This window comes from Mycolicibacterium sp. P4_G11 (assembly GCF_056555145.1).
Map to the genome: position 1 here is coordinate 462,972 of NZ_JBFUJW010000001.1, position 15,171 is coordinate 478,142.

Here is a 15,171-nt window from a genome sequence, read left to right on the forward strand (position 1 = left end):
GGGTTCGCGCTGGCCAACTGGTGCGGTCGATTCGACGACGCAGCGGTGCGCGCTCAGCCGTGCAGGACGCGATATTCCTCGATCGCGCCGGGGTGCAGCGGGATTCGGCCGGTCTGGACCATCGACGGCGGTTGCAGGTACTGCAGGCCACGCACTTCGGGTGGCATGAGCTGCGTTGCATCCGTTGCCAATACGTCGACTGCGGCGGCCGCCAACGAGTTCGGCAGGTCGGGTCGGCACAGCAGCAGGTCGGGCGTGCCGATGGTGTTGACATCGGCCGGCACATACGCGCCGGCGGGCGCGCGCTGCAGCAGATACGGGTAGGACGCCATTTCCGACATCGCGGTGACCCACGGCGTCAGGTCGATGATGCGCAACGGCAGCGTGGCATTGAGTTCGGCGAGGGCCGGCGTGGGTATCCCACCCGACCAGACCATGGCGTCGATGCTGTGGTTGCGCAGTGCGGCGATGGCGTCGCCCAGTCGCAGATCGACCCGGAGGATCCGGTCGGTCAACTTCGCCGCGTCGAACAGCACCTTGGTCACGACCGCGACACCGGAACCCGACGGTCCTGTTGAAACCCGCAGTCCCGCAAGGTCGTTCAGCTGGCGAACGTGGCTGTCTGCGGGCACGACCAGCTGCACGTAGTTCTCGTAGACTCTGGCCACCGCGAGCGGCGCGCCGGCGGGGGGTTCGGCTCGCAGATATTGCTCGACGACGTCGGCCTGGGCCAGTCCCATATCGGCCTCGCCCGACCTCAGTCGATTGATGTTGTCGACGCTGCCCGCGGTGGACTGCACCGTGACCGTGATGCCGGGATAGCGGACCCGCAGGCGCTGGGCGAACAACTCGCTGACCGCCAGATACAGTCCGCCCCGGTCGCCCGCGGCCAGCCGGATGGTGCCCTGCGTGCTGTTCGGCAGGCAGCCCGCCGCGACGGTCGCTGCCGCGGAGGCGAGGAATGCGCGTCGGGTCAGCATCATGATGCGCTCGCCGGCAGGTGATAGTGGACCGCGAGGCCGCCGTCGGGGGACCGGGTGACCGACGCCAGTCCGCCGTGTGCGGCGGCGATCTCGGTGGCGATGGCCAGTCCCAATCCGGTGCCCTGGCTGTCGGTGTGCCCGCGCCAGAACCGGGTGGCGGCGTTGGCGATGGTGTCGGCGGGCAGGCCCGGGCCGTCGTCGCTGACGGTGAGATCGATGCCGCTGTCGGTGGGGACCGTCGACACCGTGACGGTGGTGCCGGTACCGGAGTAGCGCAGCGCGTTGTCCAGTGCGATGTCCAGCAGTTGTTCGACATCGTGGCGCGGCATCTGCACCGCCAGATGCGGGTGGGCCGGGTCGAAGCGCAGCCGCTGATCATTGCGGTCGGCGGTGGCCTGCCAGAAGTCCAGTCGCTGCTCGGCGACGCTGTCCAGATCCGTCGAATCATGAACTGCCGCAACCAGACCGGACTTGTGGCTGTGGCTGGCCTGCTCGGCGCGCGCCAGCCGGAGCAACTGCGCCAGCAGATTCTCGAGACGGTCCAGCTCGGCCGACAGCGAATCGTAGGTCGGTCGTCCGGATTCGGCGACGTGGTCTTCGAGGGTGTCGGCGCGCAGGCGGATGGCGGCCAGCGGGTTGCGCAACTGGTGGGAGGCGTCGGCGATGAGTCGGCGTTGGTGATCGAGGGAGGCGTGCACCGCCTGCGCCATCGCGTTGAACGCCGACGTGAACCGGCGCAGCTCCGGCGGTCCCGACACCTGAGCCGGTTGGCCGGCGATGCCGCCGGCCATGTCCTCGACGGCGCGCTCGAGCCCGACCAGCGGCCGCAGCACCCACCGGGTCAGGCTCTGGGCGGCGACGGCCGCCAGCCCGAGCAGCACGATGCAGCCCGCCGCGATCCACAACCAGTCGGTGGTGATGTCGCGCGCGGCCACGGTCGGGTCGACGTTCAGCACCACGGCGCCGACCAGCTCACCGTTGCGCCGAATTCCCTTGGCTTCCAACATCGACCGCCGGTCCCACGGCATGATCCGCGCCCGGGGCGCGTCGGGCGCGTCGGACAGCGCGCGCTCGGCGGCAGTCGTCACCCCCGGATCAGTGGCGGTCAGCCCGCTGGCAGCCATCGTGCGGCCGTCCGCATCGACGATCAACGCGCCTTCGCCGTACACCTGGTGGTAGCGGTCCACCAGCTCCGTGTCGGGTGCGTCCGCGGTGGCGGCGATGTCGGCCAGCGTCGCCAGTTGCCGCTCGCGTTCGGTGTGCAGGACGTTGGTGCGGTGATCGGCCAGGCTCAGCGCCAGCGGGATCGCCAACGCCGCCGTCGCGATGAGCAGCAGCGTCATCAGCAGCGCACGAACCCGCAGCCCCACGTCAGCGGTCCAACCGGTACCCGAAACCGCGCACGGTGTGCAGCGGTATCCCGGTCAACTTGGCCCGAATCTGGCCGACGAAGAAATCCAGCGACCGCGACCGGCCCACCACCGCGGTGCCCCAGCACTCGAGCATGACCTCTTCGCGGCTGACCGCCTCGCCCTGGCGGGCGGCCAGCGTGGCCAGAATCTGGTACTCGGTCTTGGTCAGCGGCTGCACCTGGCCCCCGACGGTGACCTCGTGGCGGTCGCGGTCGATCGTCACCGGCCCGGCAACGACGGACGGGTGGGCGACCGGACCGGCGCCGCGCTGTACCCGCCGCATGACGGCCTCGATCCGCGCCAGGAGCACCGCCTTGCGCACCGGCTTGACCAGGTAGTCGTCGGCCCCGGCGCGCAGCCCCAGCACCACCGCGCCGTCGCTGTCGCGGGCCGTCATGATGATCACCGGCGCCGTCGAAGCCCGGCGCAACGTGCGCAGCACGTCCAGCCCGTCCATGTCGGGCAGGCCCAGATCCAGTAACACCAGGTCACAGCCCTTGACGCGATTGAGGGCGTCGTCGCCGCGCGCGGTGTGCGTGACGGTGAGCCCGGTCTGTTCCAGCAGCTCGACGAGCGCAGCCGCGACACCCTGGTCGTCCTCGACGAGCAGCACGCGCATGCGCCTGATGGTAGGTGGCCATGTCCGGGAACTGCCGATTTCGCCATGAATCTGAGGATCGTGCGAGGAAAGACCCGGCGCGGGCCGAGCCCTATTCCCGTCCGCTCGGTGCAGGGAAACATGTGCTCATCAACACAACTGAGGAGGTCACGATGTACCCGAACACCCATTTCACCCGGGCGACGGTCTCCGTTATGGCAGCCGCCGTGGTCGCTCTCGGCCCTCTCGGGTCTTCCTGGAGCGCAACTGAATTCATGCCTGCGTCGGACTCCGTGGCGACCGGCCATTCCTGCGACGTCGCCGTGATGGCGCACACGCAGTGCCAGGACGGGCAGCACCGGCACGGGACAGCGCCGACGGTCGGCCGGGCGTACCGGGACCTGACCTCGCGGCCGACGGCCTGAGCGACGAGAGAGACGAGAGAACGGAGCAGATCATGAACGCTGTACTCGCGGTCAACGCGACCGGATTGGCGGCCAACGCCGGCGAGCAATCGTCCTGGATTCCGATGCTCGTGTGCTTCGGGGTCGTGGGGATCATCGTCGGAATGGCCATCCTGATGGGCCGGCGACAGCCCGCCCGTCGCGCGGGCACGCGGCGTCGAGCGGGGATGGCCGGTGGCGCGGGCTACGGCTACGCCGGCTCCGGTGACGGCGGCTGGGGCGCCGGTGGGTCCGGATGTTCGGATGGCGGTGGCTCCAGCGGCTGCGGTGGTGGTGGAGGTTGCGGCGGTGGCGGGGGCTGTGGCGGAGGCGGCTGCTGAATATCGGTACCTGCGGTCCCGCCGCGTTCGCTACGGTGGCGTCATGCCAATCATCCCGACCGTCGACGGCTTCGGCGCCACCGTCGACGTGTCCGGCCCCGACAACGCCACGACCGTCGTCATGCTCGTCACGAAGCAGGCAACGGCCGGCCACGGAGCCCTTTGCGAGTTGTTGCACACCGCGTCACTGCGCACCGTGGTGATCGAGGCCGACGACCGGCTCACCGTGAATTCGGTTGTCGGCATTCTGGATACGCTCGGGGTGAAGTGGGCCCTGCTGTTCGCCGCCGGCGGCGCGGGCGAGCTGGCCTGGCGGCTGGCAGCCACCCGACTGGACCGGTTCACCGCCCTGGTCGCGATCGACGGCAGCCATCCGCGAGCCACCGAGGAGACGGGCGACGTGTGCCCGCCGGTGGAGATCAACACCACCGTCGTGGTCACCAGTGCCGATGCGCGGGCGCGGGCACAGGCCGGACAGCGCTTCATCTACGGCGAATTCCGGCTGTCCGAGCTGGTGGGCCGACGCAGCGCCGACGAGTTCACGGCGCAGGTGGCCAACGAGATCGTGCTGCGCAGCAGCACCTGGTGAAGGGCCGCTCGGGGCGAGCGAAACGACGGGAGAGGCCCCTGTCGGTCCTGGCCGTTATCGTGACGAGATGGACGGCACGGACTCGACAGCCGGGCTAGCGCTCGCGCCACACGAGTTGCTTCGTGCGTTCAACGCACAGACGCTGGCCCGCGGCGAGACCTATGCGAACCAGGGGCGCGTCGTCACGGCCAGGTACGCCCCCCTCGACGGGACGCTCACCGGCTCCTGCTTGGGCTCGACATCCGAGTACTACGAGGTCGAAGTGGCGCTGTCCGGTGCCCGCACCAGCCTGGAGATCGAGTACGCGGTCTGCACCTGCCCGGTGGGGCGCTACTGCAAGCATGCCGTTGCCCTGTTGCTGGCGGCGATTCCGCGCGCACCCGACCGGGCGGCCCCGCAACGCTGGCAAGTGGTGCTGGGTTCGCTGCTGGACGAGATGACCGACACCGATACCGACACCACCGGCAATCCGTTGGCCCTGGAGTTCGGGATGCTGCCGGCCGGTCGGTACCACACGACGCCCATCGCGACGCTGCGGCCGTTGACGGTCGGCAAGCGCGGCAATTGGATCAAGACCGGGATCACCTGGCGGCGCCTGTTCGATGCGGCTGACCCGGGCGAGTTCGACCGAGGGCAGTACAGCGCGCTGCGAGCGCTCGTCCTCGGCGTGCCCGGCTACTACCCCTACAGCAGTGACCAATTGGTGCTTTCCGGTGTGGGTCAGAGCTTTTGGGGTGACCTGGACCTGGCGGTGGCGGCGGGCCTCACCTTGCTGCCCGGCGCCGGGATCAGGGCCGTGCAGATCGCCAAGGACGTGCAGTTGCGGCTGGACTTCACCGTCTCCGACACCGGTGGCGCCCAGATGTCGGCGGTGCTCGTCGTCGACGGCGAACCGCGGGCGCCCGACGGTGTCGGGCTGGTGGGCACACCCACACCGCATGGCATCCATCAACTGGTGGACGGCATCCTGCATCTCGGGGCCTTCGCGCCGGTGCCCGGTCCCACGCTGCTCAAGCTGATCGCGAACGACGAGAAAGTGCAGATTCCGCCCGAGGCGCTGTCCGACTTCGCGGTGGACATGTTGCCGCGGCTGCGTCGGACCGTCGCCGTCGACATGGTGGAGGGACTGTTCGCGGAGCCGGACGTCGTGGGGCCGATCCCGGTACTGACCATCACGGCCGATGAGATCGATGGCCTCGTGAAGTGGCGGACCCGGTACGAGGTCAACGGGCAGCGTCAGGAGTTCGACGCCGTGGGCGTCACACGCACGAGCGGTATCCGGGACACCGCTGCCGAGGATGCGATGTGGCGGGCGGTCGCGCCGGCGCTGGAAGCGGTGTCCGGACTGTCCGCAGCGGACGACCCGCTGGCCTCGCTGCTGCTGTCGCGCCGGCTGTCCCTGACCCAGATCGCGGTGCTGTGCCACGAGGTGCTGCCGCAGCTCGCCGATTACGAACAGCTGATCATCGAAATCGACGAGCGGGTCGCGACGTTCCGCCGCTCGGTTGCCGGAGCGCAACTGGGGTTCGGTACCGCGTCCTCCGACGAGGCGCCGGCGCAGGACTGGTTCGACCTGCACATCGCCATCGATGTCGACGGCTACCCGGTGGCGCTGTCTGCCGTCATCGCCGAATTGGCGTCGGGCGCAACACACATGCTGTTGTCGAACGGGGTGTACTTCCGGCTCGACACCCCCGAACTGCTGAAACTGCGGGCCCTGATCGAAGAAGCCCAGGCGCTGGGGGAGCTCGACGGCGACCGGGTGAACGCGTCGTCCATGAACGCGACGTTGTGGGACGAGCTGTTGGGCCTCGGCGTCGTCGACCGTGAACTCGCGCAGTGGCGGGACAACATGGCCCGGCTGGCTGCGGCGCAGCCTCCCGTTCCGGTACCCACGCCTGCCGGACTGCGGGCCGAGCTGCGCGACTACCAGCGCGACGGGCTCAATTGGCTGGCGTTCCTGTGGGACAACGGGATCGGCGGTGTGCTGGGTGACGACATGGGTCTGGGCAAGACGGTCCAGACCCTGGCTCTGATCAGCCGCGCGGTGGAGCAGGGCGCGGGCAAGTTCCTGGTGGTGGCGCCGACCAGTGTGGCCGGCAACTGGGCCGCCGAATGCGCGAAGTTCGCGCCCGGCCTCACCACCGTCGTGGTGTCGAGCACCGAGGCCCGCGGTGCGGTGCCCATCGCCGAGCAGGTCGCCGCGGCCGACATCGTCGTCACGACCTACACGCTGCTGCGTATCGACAACGACCGATATCGGGAAATCGCCTGGGCCGGATTGATTCTCGATGAGGCGCAATTCGTCAAGAATCATCACAGCAAGACGCACCAGTGCGCGCGTCGCCTCGATGTGCCGTTCAAGCTGGCCATCACCGGCACCCCGATGGAAAACAATCTGATGGAACTGTGGTCGCTGCTGTCGATCACGGTGCCCGGGCTGTTCCCCAGCCCCAAGATTTTCGAACGCTACTTCCGCAAGCCCATCGAGTCCGACGGCGAACCGGGACGCCTGGCGGTACTGCGGCAGCGGATCAAGCCAGTGTTGTTGCGCCGCACCAAGGATCAGGTGGTCAAGGAGCTGCCGCCCAAGCAGGAACAGGTGCTGGCCATCGAACTGTCGGCCAAGCACCGGAAGATCTATGACACCCGGCTGGCGCGGGAGCGGCAGAAGGTGCTCGGGCTGCTGGGGGAGTGGGAGAAGAACCGCTTCCAGATCTTCCGGTCGCTCACCCTGCTGCGCCAGCTCAGCCTGCACCCCGGTTTGGTCGACCCCGACGCGATGGAGGCCGGTTCCACCAAGGTCGAGTTCCTCATCGAACAACTGGACCAGTTGGTCGCCGAGGACCACAGTGCGCTGGTGTTCAGTCAGTTCACCGGATTTCTGGCGATGCTGCGCGACCGTCTGGACGCCGCCGGCATCCCGTACAGCTACCTGGACGGGTCGGTGGACGCGCGCAGGCGGGCGGAGGCCATCGACGACTTCAGCTCAGGCCGGACGAACGTCTTCCTGATCAGCCTCAAGGCCGGTGGCTTCGGGCTGAACCTCACCGCCGCCGACTACTGCTTCCTGTGCGACCCGTGGTGGAGCCCGGCGGCCGAAGCGCAGGCCGTCGACCGCGCGCACCGCATCGGCCAGCAGCGCCCGGTGAACGTCTATCGGCTGGTGTCCGAGAACACCATCGAGGAGAAAGTGATCGCGCTGCAGGAGCGCAAACGCGCCCTGTTCGCGGCGGTTATCGACGACGGCGACATGTTCGGCACCGCCATCACCGCCTCCGACATTCGCGAACTGCTCAGCTGAGGGAGACTGAACCGCATGCGGCTTTCGTTGACCGGTCAGGATTGGGGGCGACTGGCGGCGATGTTCGGCGTCATCGCCGCATTGCACGTCATCGGCTGGGGCACCCTGATCCTGGTCGTCGTGCCGGAGCATCACACCGTCGGCGGGACGGCGCTCGGCATCGGGATCGGCCTCACCGCCTACACCCTGGGATTGCGGCACGCGTTCGACGCCGACCACATCGCCGCCATCGACAACACCACCCGAAAGCTCATGGCCGACAGCGCCGTCGCCGGGCACGGGCGCGGCAGCAACCGGCCGCTCAGCGTGGGATTCTTCTTCTCCCTTGGGCATTCGACCATCGTGTTCGGCCTGGCTCTGCTGCTGTCGCTGGGCATCACGTCGCTCGTCGGCCCGCTGCAGGACGATTCGTCGATGCTGCACCGGTACACCGGGCTGATCGGTGCCGGCGTCTCGGGCTTCTTCCTGTACCTGATCGCCGCCATCAATGTCGTTGTGCTGGTCGGCATCCTGCAGGTGTTCATGCGGATGCGCCGCGGCGAGTACGACGAGGCCGCACTCGAACATCAACTCAACAATCGCGGCTTCATGAACCGCATCCTGCGCCGGTTCACCCGTGCCATCAGCAAGTCCTGGCAGATGTATCCGCTCGGCGCGCTGTTCGGCCTCGGTTTCGACACCGCGACCGAGGTGGCGCTGCTGGTGCTGGCCGGGACCGGCGCCTCGGCCGGATTGCCGTGGTACGCAATCCTTTGTCTGCCGGTGCTCTTCGCGGCCGGGATGAGCCTGCTGGACACCATCGACGGCGCGTTCATGAACGTCGCGTACGGCTGGGCGCTGGCCCGGCCGGTGCGCAAGGTGTACTACAACATCACCATCACCGGACTGTCGGTCATGGTGGCCCTGGTGATCGGGACCATCGAGCTGCTCGGCTTGCTGGCCGAGGAGTTCGGTTGGTCCGGTGGCGTCTGGGACTGGATCGGCGGAATCGACCTGAACACCGTCGGATTCGCGATCGTCGGACTGTTCGTCGTCACCTGGTTGGTGGCGCTGCTGGTGTGGCGGTGGGGCCGCATCGAGGAGAAGTGGACGGCCCGGCTCAGCCCAGCAGACGGCTAAACCAGCCCCAGCAGCGCGTTTTCGATCACCTCGGACAGCGCCGGATGAATCCAGTACTGGCCGCGGGCCACGTCCTGCGCGGTCTGCCCGAACGACATGGCCTGGATCAGCGGCTGAATCAGCGACGAGGCCTGATAGCCCATGAGGGTTGCGCCCAGAATCTTGCCGGTGCCGCGCTCGCCGATGAGTTTGACCACGCCGGTGGTGTCTTCCATGGCCCAGCCGTAGGCCGTGTCGCCGTAATCCTGCAGCTTGACCACAACATCGAAACCGGCTGCCCGCGCCTCGGCTTCGTTCAGGCCGACCATCGCGACCTGGGGATCGGTGAACACCGCGGCGGGCACGAACCGGTGGTCGCTGGCGACCAGCTCGCCGTCCCAGTCGTGCCGCAGATTCTCTTTCACGATGCGGGCCTCATGGTTGGCCACGTGCTTGAGCTGATGGTGCGACGACACGTCACCGAGGGCGAAAATCCCACGCGCCGTGGTGCGTTGGTATTCGTCGACCACGACGTAGCCGTCGTCGTCCAGCTCTACGCCGGCCAGCTGCACATCGAGCAGGTCGCCGTTCGGCACCCGGCCCGTCGCGACCAACAGGGCATCGGCCGTCAGGGTCTCACCGTCGTCGAACTCCAGCACGACGACGTCGCCGTCCTGGCGGGCGCCGACCACGTTCTCATGGGTGCGCACGTCCCATTTCTTCGCGACGACGGCGCCGAAGCGCCGGCAGATCTCCTCGTCGCAGCGCTTGAGCAGCCGGTCGCCGCGCAGCACGATGGTCACTTTCGACCCGAGCGCCGAGAACACGTGCGCGAACTCCACGGAGATGAAGCCGCCGCCGATGATCACGAGATGTTCGGGCAGCGACGGGATTCGCATGATGTCGTCGCTGGTGAAGTACGGGGCGCCGGAGTCGGCGATCGCCGGAGGAACCGAACTGCGCGAACCCGCGGCGATGACCACCCGGTCGGAGGTGAACTCGTCGCCAGCGGCGGTCCGCAGCGTGTAGCGGCCGTCGGGCAGCGTGGGCCCGAAGCGGGTGTGGCTGCCGTACACCGTGATGTTCGGCAGGCTGCGGCGATAGTCCTCGCCGCCCGACGCGATCGGATCGATCCTGCCGAAGACGCGCTTGACGATGTCCGGCCAACGCACGCCGTCGATGTGGGAGTCGACGCCGTAGGTGGCGCTGTGCCGGATGGTCTGGGCCACGTCGGCGGCGTAGACGAACATCTTGGTGGGGATGCAGCCGACGTTCAGGCAGGTGCCGCCGAACGTGCCCTGCTCGCAGATCGCGACTTTCAGGTCGTCGTACCGCTCGTCGAGAACGCTGTTGCCGGAGCCGGTTCCGATGATGGTCAGGTCGTAATGCTGCATGACGTCAGGCCTGTTCATGATGCGTGGTGGGGGAGCCCGACCGGGTGAGGTACCCGTCCAGCCAGTGGTTCAGCTCGTCGAACGCGGCGGCGCGCGGCGCCGGCAGCGACAGGAACACATCGTGTTTGGCGTCGGTGACCGGGACGATGGTGCTGCGGTTGCCGACGCAGCCGGCCCACCGGGCGATCTGCTCGACGTCGAGCACCGCGTCACCGCGGTCCATCCCGGTGGCGGTGGTGGTCTCGGCCACCGTGTGGTCGGACCGCAGGATCAGGTTCGGCACCCCGACGTCGAGCCCGCGATGCAGCCGCAGCTGCCCCCGGCGGATGGCGTTGATCCAGCCGATGGTGACCGGGAAGCCGCCCAACGGTTTCCAGTCCAGGTTGTAGTCGAATTCCCCGCCGTGATCGCGGTGCAGGCTCGTGCCGTAGCCGCCCTCGGTCGGCTGGCGGATCACCGCGAGCTTCCGGAACCGGGCCATCGCCGTCAGTGCAGCCGACACCGCCGCCGAGCGCAGCGCCGCCGGCCCGTGCAGATCGAAGAACGGGCTGTTGAGGATCAGACCGGTGACGTGGTGGGTCGGCAACGTGCCGTCACGGCGTAGCTGATCGGCGAACAACGTCGCGATCAACCCGCCCGCGGAGTGGCCGTACAGGCACACTCGGGCACCGCCGGTGTCCGCGGCGATCAGCTGCAGCGCCCGCCGCAGCTCGTCGTAGTACGACGCGAGGTGCGTGGTGAAGTGCGGGGTCTGCCCGGGGCGCCGCGACCGTCCACATTTGTGCAGGTCTATCGCGTAGAACGCGATTCCGCGGGCAGCGAAATGGTCGGCGAGCTCAGTGTGGAAGAAGTAGTCGGTATAGCCATGAATGACCAAGACCGCGTGCGCGATCCGCCCGGGTTGCCCGCGCCGCACGACGGTGGCGACCAGGTCACCCTCTCCGTCGGGGTCGGGACCCAGTGCGATGGTCTGCTGCCAGTACCCGGGCAGCACGTCCAGCTGCCACTCGGGTTGTCCCTGTGGCTCCTGCGGCGTCACATGCTCAACCCTAACTGCGACCAACATCATGGTCGATGGGAGGAGATACCGCGTCAGCGGCGAACTCGGTCGCGATAACCTTGAGCACCGAGCATCCGCTAATACCGGCGGGTAACCCGAGTGCGAAGGACGAGCGATCACGTGTCGAATGCAAACGTAGCTGGGAGCACACAGACCGACGTCGTCCTCGTGGGCGCGGGAATCATGAGCGCCACCCTCGGTGCCCTGATCCGGCTGCTGGAGCCGGAGTGGTCCATCACCATGATCGAGCGCCTCGACGGCGCCGCCGCCGAGAGCAGCGACCCGTGGAACAACGCCGGCACCGGCCACTCGGCGCTGTGTGAGCTCAACTACACGCCGCAGAACGCCGACGGCACCATCGACATCACCAAGGCCGTCCACGTCAACGAGCAGTTCCAGGTGACCCGGCAGTTCTGGGCGTACGCCGTCGAGAACGGTGTGCTGCCGGACGTCAAGAGCTTCCTGAACCCCATCCCGCACGTCAGCTTCGTGCACGGCGCCGACAGCCTCGACTACCTGCGCCAGCGTCGCGAGGCGCTGGTCGCCAACCCGCTGTTCTCGACCATGGAGTACATCGACGACAAGGACGAGTTCGCCCGTCGTCTGCCGTTCATGGCCGAGCAGCGCGACTTCGCCGAGCCGGTCGCACTGAACTGGACCACCGACGGCACCGACGTCGACTTCGGTTCGCTGTCCAAGCAGCTCATCGGGTTCGCCGCACAGCGGGGCATGACCACGATGTTCGGGCACGAGGTGACCAACCTCAGCAAGCAGTCCGACGGCAGCTGGAAGCTCAACGTGGTCAACCGGCGCAGCGGCGACCGGCAGAAGATCAACGCCAAGTTCGTGTTCCTCGGCGCCGGTGGCGGCGCGCTGCACCTGCTGCAGAAGGCCGGCATCCCGGAGGCCAAGGGCTTCGGCGGGTTCCCGGTCGGCGGCGCCTTCCTGCGTACCGACAACCAGGACCTGACGGTGGCGCACCAGGCCAAGGTGTACGGCCAGGCGTCGGTCGGTGCCCCGCCGATGTCGGTGCCGCACTTGGACACTCGCATCATCAACGGCCAGTCCTGGCTGCTGTTCGGTCCGTTCGCCGGCTGGTCGCCGAAGTTCCTCAAGCAGGGCTCGATTACCGATCTGCCGCTGTCGGTCAAGCCCAACAACCTCGCGTCGATGCTCGGCGTCGGCGTCACCGAACTGGGCCTGGTGAAGTATCTGCTCGAGCAGCTGGCCCTCAGCGAGGGCGAGCGGGTGGATTCGCTGCGTGAATTCGCCCCCAGCGCAGTCGATTCCGACTGGGAGCTGGACGTCGCGGGCCAGCGCGTGCAGGTGATCCGCCGTAAGGGCATCGGTGGCGTGCTGGAGTTCGGCACCACGGTCCTGACCGCGGAGGACGGCCGCATCGCCGGTCTGCTCGGTGCGTCGCCGGGTGCCTCCACCGCGGTGCCGGCCATGATCGAGGTGCTGGAGCGTTGCTTCGGTGACCGCTACCAGGCCTGGCTGCCCAAGCTCAAGGAGATGGTGCCCTCGTTGGGCGTCGACCTGTCCGGTGAACCCAAGTTGTACCGCGAGGTGTGGGACTGGGGAACCAAGGCACTCAAACTCGACCAGCCGGCCTGATCCGCAGGTGGTCGCGTGAGCGTCGCGCCGAGGCGCAGCTGGGCCAAGGATCTCGATGCCGCAACGCTTTACGAGCTACTGAAGTTGCGGGTCGAGGTCTTCGTGGTGGAGCAGGCCTGTCCGTACCCCGAACTCGACGGCCGCGACCTGCTGGCCGAGACCCGGCACTTCTGGCTGGAAAGCCCTGACGGGCAGGTCATTTCGACACTGCGCCTGATGGAAGAGCATCCCGGCGGGGAGAAGGTGTTCCGGATCGGCCGGGTGTGCACCAAACGGACCGCCCGCGGCCAGGGGCACACCACCCGGCTGATGCAGGCGGCCCTCGCCGAGGTCGGCAGCTACCCCTGCCGAATCGACGCCCAGACCTATCTCGAGGAGATGTACACCCGGCTCGGATTCGTCCGCGACGGTGAGGAATTCCTCGAAGACGGTATTCCCCATGTGCCGATGGTCCGGCACGGATCGGAGAGTCGGTGAGTGCCGTGACGGCGCCGTACCCGTTCAGTGCCCTCGTCGGGCAGGACCGGCTGCGGCTCGCGCTGGTGTTGTGCGCCGTGCGCCCCGACATCGGCGGTGTGCTGATCCGCGGCGAGAAGGGCACGGCCAAATCGACGGCGGTGCGCGGTCTCGCCGAGGTGCTGGCGGCCGTGGATGCCGATGCACGCCTGGTGGAGTTGCCGATCGGTGCGACCGAGGACCGCGTGGTCGGCTCGATCGATCTGCAGAAGGTGTTGCGCGACGGCGAACATGCCTTCTCGCCGGGCCTGCTGGCCCGCGCGCACGGCGGCGTTCTCTACGTCGATGAGGTGAACCTGCTGCACGACCACCTGGTCGACGTGCTGCTCGATGCCGCCGCCATGGGCCGGGTCCACATCGAGCGCGACGGTGTTTCGCATTCGCACGAGGCTCGATTCATGTTGGTGGGCACCATGAATCCGGAAGAGGGCGAGCTGCGTCCGCAGTTGCTCGACCGGTTCGGGTTGACCGTTGACGTCTACGCCTCCCGGGACGTCGACGTCCGGGTCGAGGTGATCCGACGCCGGATGTCCTATGAAGCGGACCCTGCCGGGTTCAGCGAGCGGTACGCCGCCGACGATGTCGAGCTGGCCGGCCGGATCGCCAAGGCCCGCGCCGCGGTGGCCGCAGTGTTGTTGCCTGACAACGAGTTGCGCCGGATCGCGGCCTTGTGTGCGGCGTTCGACGTCGACGGCATGCGCGCCGATCTGGTGGTGGCCCGCACGGCCGTCGCACATGCCGCGTGGCGCGGTGCCGCCGAGGTGACCGAGGAAGACATTCGGGTCGCGGCCGAACTCGCGCTGCCGCACCGGCGCCGGCGCGATCCGTTCGACGACCCGGGCCTGGACCCGCAGCAGCTCGACGACGCGATGGCCCAGGCCGATGCGCAGGCGCAGACCGAACCCGATCCCGATCCCGATCCGCCGGGTGGCGGGGTCTCCGCGGAGGGCTCGGAAGAGGCCGCACCGCAAGGAAACTCGGCCGGACCCGGCAGCGCGTCGCGGCCCAGCGCCCCACCGTCGGCGACGTTCCGGACCCGGGCGCTCGTCGTGCCCGGCGTCGGGGAGGGCGCCCCGGGCCGTCGGTCCCGGGCCCGCAACCGCACGGGCACCCCGATCTCGGCCACCGACGATGCCCAGGCCGGGCACGGTGTCCACGTCTTCGGCACCCTGCTGGCCGCGGCGGACCGTCGTCCGCAGCCGGGCCGCCTGCAGGTGGCGCCGACCGACGTCCGGCACGCGATTCGCGAAGGGCGCGAAGGCAATCTGGTGATCTTCGTCGTCGACGCCTCAGGCTCGATGGCGGCGCGGGACCGCATGTCAGCGGTCAGCGGGGCGACGCTGTCGCTGCTGCGTGACGCCTATCAACGCCGCGACAAGGTCGCCGTCGTCACCTTCCGGGGGGCCGAGGCGGCGCTGCTGCTGCCGCCGACCTCGTCGGTGCACATCGCCAGCCGGCGCCTGGCCCGTTTCGACACCGGCGGGAAAACCCCACTGGCCCAAGGACTGCTGGCCGCACGCGACGTGGTGTTGCGGGAGAAGACCCGCGACCGTGCCCGTCGGCCGTTGGTGGTTGTGCTGACCGACGGCCGGGCGACGGGCGGACCCGATCCGCTGGGCCGGACCCGGACCGCTGCCGGACTCCTGGTCGCGGAGGGGGCGGCCGCCGTGGTCGTCGATTGCGAAACCTCTTATATTCGACTGGGATTGGCGCAGCAGCTGGCCGGTCAACTGGGTGCGCCCGCCGTGCAACTGGAGCAGTTGCGCGCCGACAGCCTGGCCCGAGTGGTCCGGGCCGGGCAAGCCGCGGCGTAAGA

At 68.5% G+C, this 15,171-nt stretch carries 13 protein-coding genes; 8 read left to right on the forward strand and 5 right to left on the reverse strand.

The window, feature by feature from the left end; genetic code table 11:
- Positions 1-53 precede the first annotated feature (53 nt).
- Genes AC1U2B_RS02225 through AC1U2B_RS02235 form a run of 3 tightly spaced genes read right to left on the reverse strand, consistent with a single transcriptional unit; the run spans position 54 to position 3,014 of the window.
- Positions 54-983 (reverse strand): TAXI family TRAP transporter solute-binding subunit, encoded by a 930-nt coding sequence (locus tag AC1U2B_RS02225; RefSeq protein ID WP_260972830.1) that lies wholly within the window; start codon positions 981-983, stop codon positions 54-56.
- On the reverse strand, positions 980-2,353 hold the full coding sequence (locus tag AC1U2B_RS02230; RefSeq protein ID WP_480215509.1) for a sensor histidine kinase: 1,374 nt from the start codon (positions 2,351-2,353) through the stop codon (positions 980-982). The genes AC1U2B_RS02225 and AC1U2B_RS02230 overlap by 4 nt, the downstream gene beginning before the upstream one ends.
- A gap of 1 nt (position 2,354) precedes the next feature.
- A complete protein-coding gene (locus AC1U2B_RS02235) occupies positions 2,355-3,014 on the reverse strand; it encodes a response regulator transcription factor (protein ID WP_480215510.1) in 660 nt (219 codons plus the stop codon).
- 152 nt (positions 3,015-3,166) lie between these two features.
- On the opposite strand from AC1U2B_RS02235, the gene AC1U2B_RS02240 reads away from it, so the two are divergent.
- From AC1U2B_RS02240 to nicT, 5 genes are all read left to right on the forward strand, one after another.
- Positions 3,167-3,418, forward strand: a complete 252-nt coding sequence (locus AC1U2B_RS02240) for a hypothetical protein (protein WP_480215511.1) — start codon at positions 3,167-3,169, stop codon at positions 3,416-3,418.
- Positions 3,419-3,450: 32 nt separating this feature from the next.
- The gene (locus AC1U2B_RS02245) at positions 3,451-3,777 is read left to right on the forward strand and encodes a hypothetical protein (protein WP_480215512.1); all 327 of its coding nucleotides are present in this window, start codon (positions 3,451-3,453) and stop codon (positions 3,775-3,777) included.
- Positions 3,778-3,820: 43 nt separating this feature from the next.
- Positions 3,821-4,366, forward strand: coding sequence for an alpha/beta hydrolase (locus AC1U2B_RS02250; protein WP_043393970.1), 546 nt, complete (start codon positions 3,821-3,823; stop codon positions 4,364-4,366).
- Between the two features lie 67 nt (positions 4,367-4,433).
- Complete coding sequence (locus AC1U2B_RS02255) at positions 4,434-7,670, forward strand: DEAD/DEAH box helicase (RefSeq protein ID WP_480215513.1); 3,237 nt, start codon at positions 4,434-4,436, stop codon at positions 7,668-7,670.
- Between the two features lie 15 nt (positions 7,671-7,685).
- A complete protein-coding gene (gene nicT, locus AC1U2B_RS02260) occupies positions 7,686-8,789 on the forward strand; it encodes a Nickel transporter NicT (RefSeq protein WP_480215514.1) in 1,104 nt (367 codons plus the stop codon).
- Here nicT and mtr read toward each other — a convergent pair.
- Both mtr and AC1U2B_RS02270 read right to left on the reverse strand, forming a co-directional pair.
- On the reverse strand, positions 8,786-10,162 hold the full coding sequence (gene mtr, locus AC1U2B_RS02265; RefSeq protein WP_480215742.1) for a mycothione reductase: 1,377 nt from the start codon (positions 10,160-10,162) through the stop codon (positions 8,786-8,788). The two genes, nicT and mtr, sit on opposite strands and share 4 nt — an antisense overlap.
- Positions 10,163-10,166: 4 nt before the next feature.
- Positions 10,167-11,201, reverse strand: coding sequence for an alpha/beta hydrolase (locus AC1U2B_RS02270; protein ID WP_480215515.1), 1,035 nt, complete (start codon positions 11,199-11,201; stop codon positions 10,167-10,169).
- Between the two features lie 141 nt (positions 11,202-11,342).
- On the opposite strand from AC1U2B_RS02270, the gene mqo reads away from it, so the two are divergent.
- From mqo to AC1U2B_RS02285, 3 genes are read left to right on the forward strand one after another with little or no spacing between them, the layout of a single operon-like run.
- Positions 11,343-12,839 carry a malate dehydrogenase (quinone) gene (mqo, locus tag AC1U2B_RS02275; protein ID WP_480215516.1) on the forward strand — a complete coding sequence of 499 codons (1,497 nt, stop codon included), beginning with the start codon at positions 11,343-11,345 and terminating at the stop codon, positions 12,837-12,839.
- Between the two features lie 15 nt (positions 12,840-12,854).
- Positions 12,855-13,316, forward strand: coding sequence for a GNAT family N-acetyltransferase (locus tag AC1U2B_RS02280; protein ID WP_043393698.1), 462 nt, complete (start codon positions 12,855-12,857; stop codon positions 13,314-13,316).
- Between the two features lie 5 nt (positions 13,317-13,321).
- Complete coding sequence (locus AC1U2B_RS02285) at positions 13,322-15,169, forward strand: magnesium chelatase subunit D family protein (RefSeq protein WP_480215743.1); 1,848 nt, start codon at positions 13,322-13,324, stop codon at positions 15,167-15,169.
- Positions 15,170-15,171 lie beyond the last annotated feature (2 nt).

Bases quoted from the DNA above. Each gene is read 5' to 3' on its own strand.
- AC1U2B_RS02255 (WP_480215513.1), top strand. From the start codon at position 4,434: ATGGACGGCACGGACTCGACAGCCGGGCTAGCGCTCGCGCCACACGAG.
- mtr (WP_480215742.1), bottom strand. From the start codon at position 10,162: ATGCAGCATTACGACCTGACCATCATCGGAACCGGCTCCGGCAACAGC.
- AC1U2B_RS02245 (WP_480215512.1), top strand. From the start codon at position 3,451: ATGAACGCTGTACTCGCGGTCAACGCGACCGGATTGGCGGCCAACGCC.
- AC1U2B_RS02235 (WP_480215510.1), bottom strand. From the start codon at position 3,014: ATGCGCGTGCTGCTCGTCGAGGACGACCAGGGTGTCGCGGCTGCGCTC.
- AC1U2B_RS02250 (WP_043393970.1), top strand. From the start codon at position 3,821: ATGCCAATCATCCCGACCGTCGACGGCTTCGGCGCCACCGTCGACGTG.
- AC1U2B_RS02240 (WP_480215511.1), top strand. From the start codon at position 3,167: ATGTACCCGAACACCCATTTCACCCGGGCGACGGTCTCCGTTATGGCA.
- AC1U2B_RS02225 (WP_260972830.1), bottom strand. From the start codon at position 983: ATGATGCTGACCCGACGCGCATTCCTCGCCTCCGCGGCAGCGACCGTC.
- nicT (WP_480215514.1), top strand. From the start codon at position 7,686: ATGCGGCTTTCGTTGACCGGTCAGGATTGGGGGCGACTGGCGGCGATG.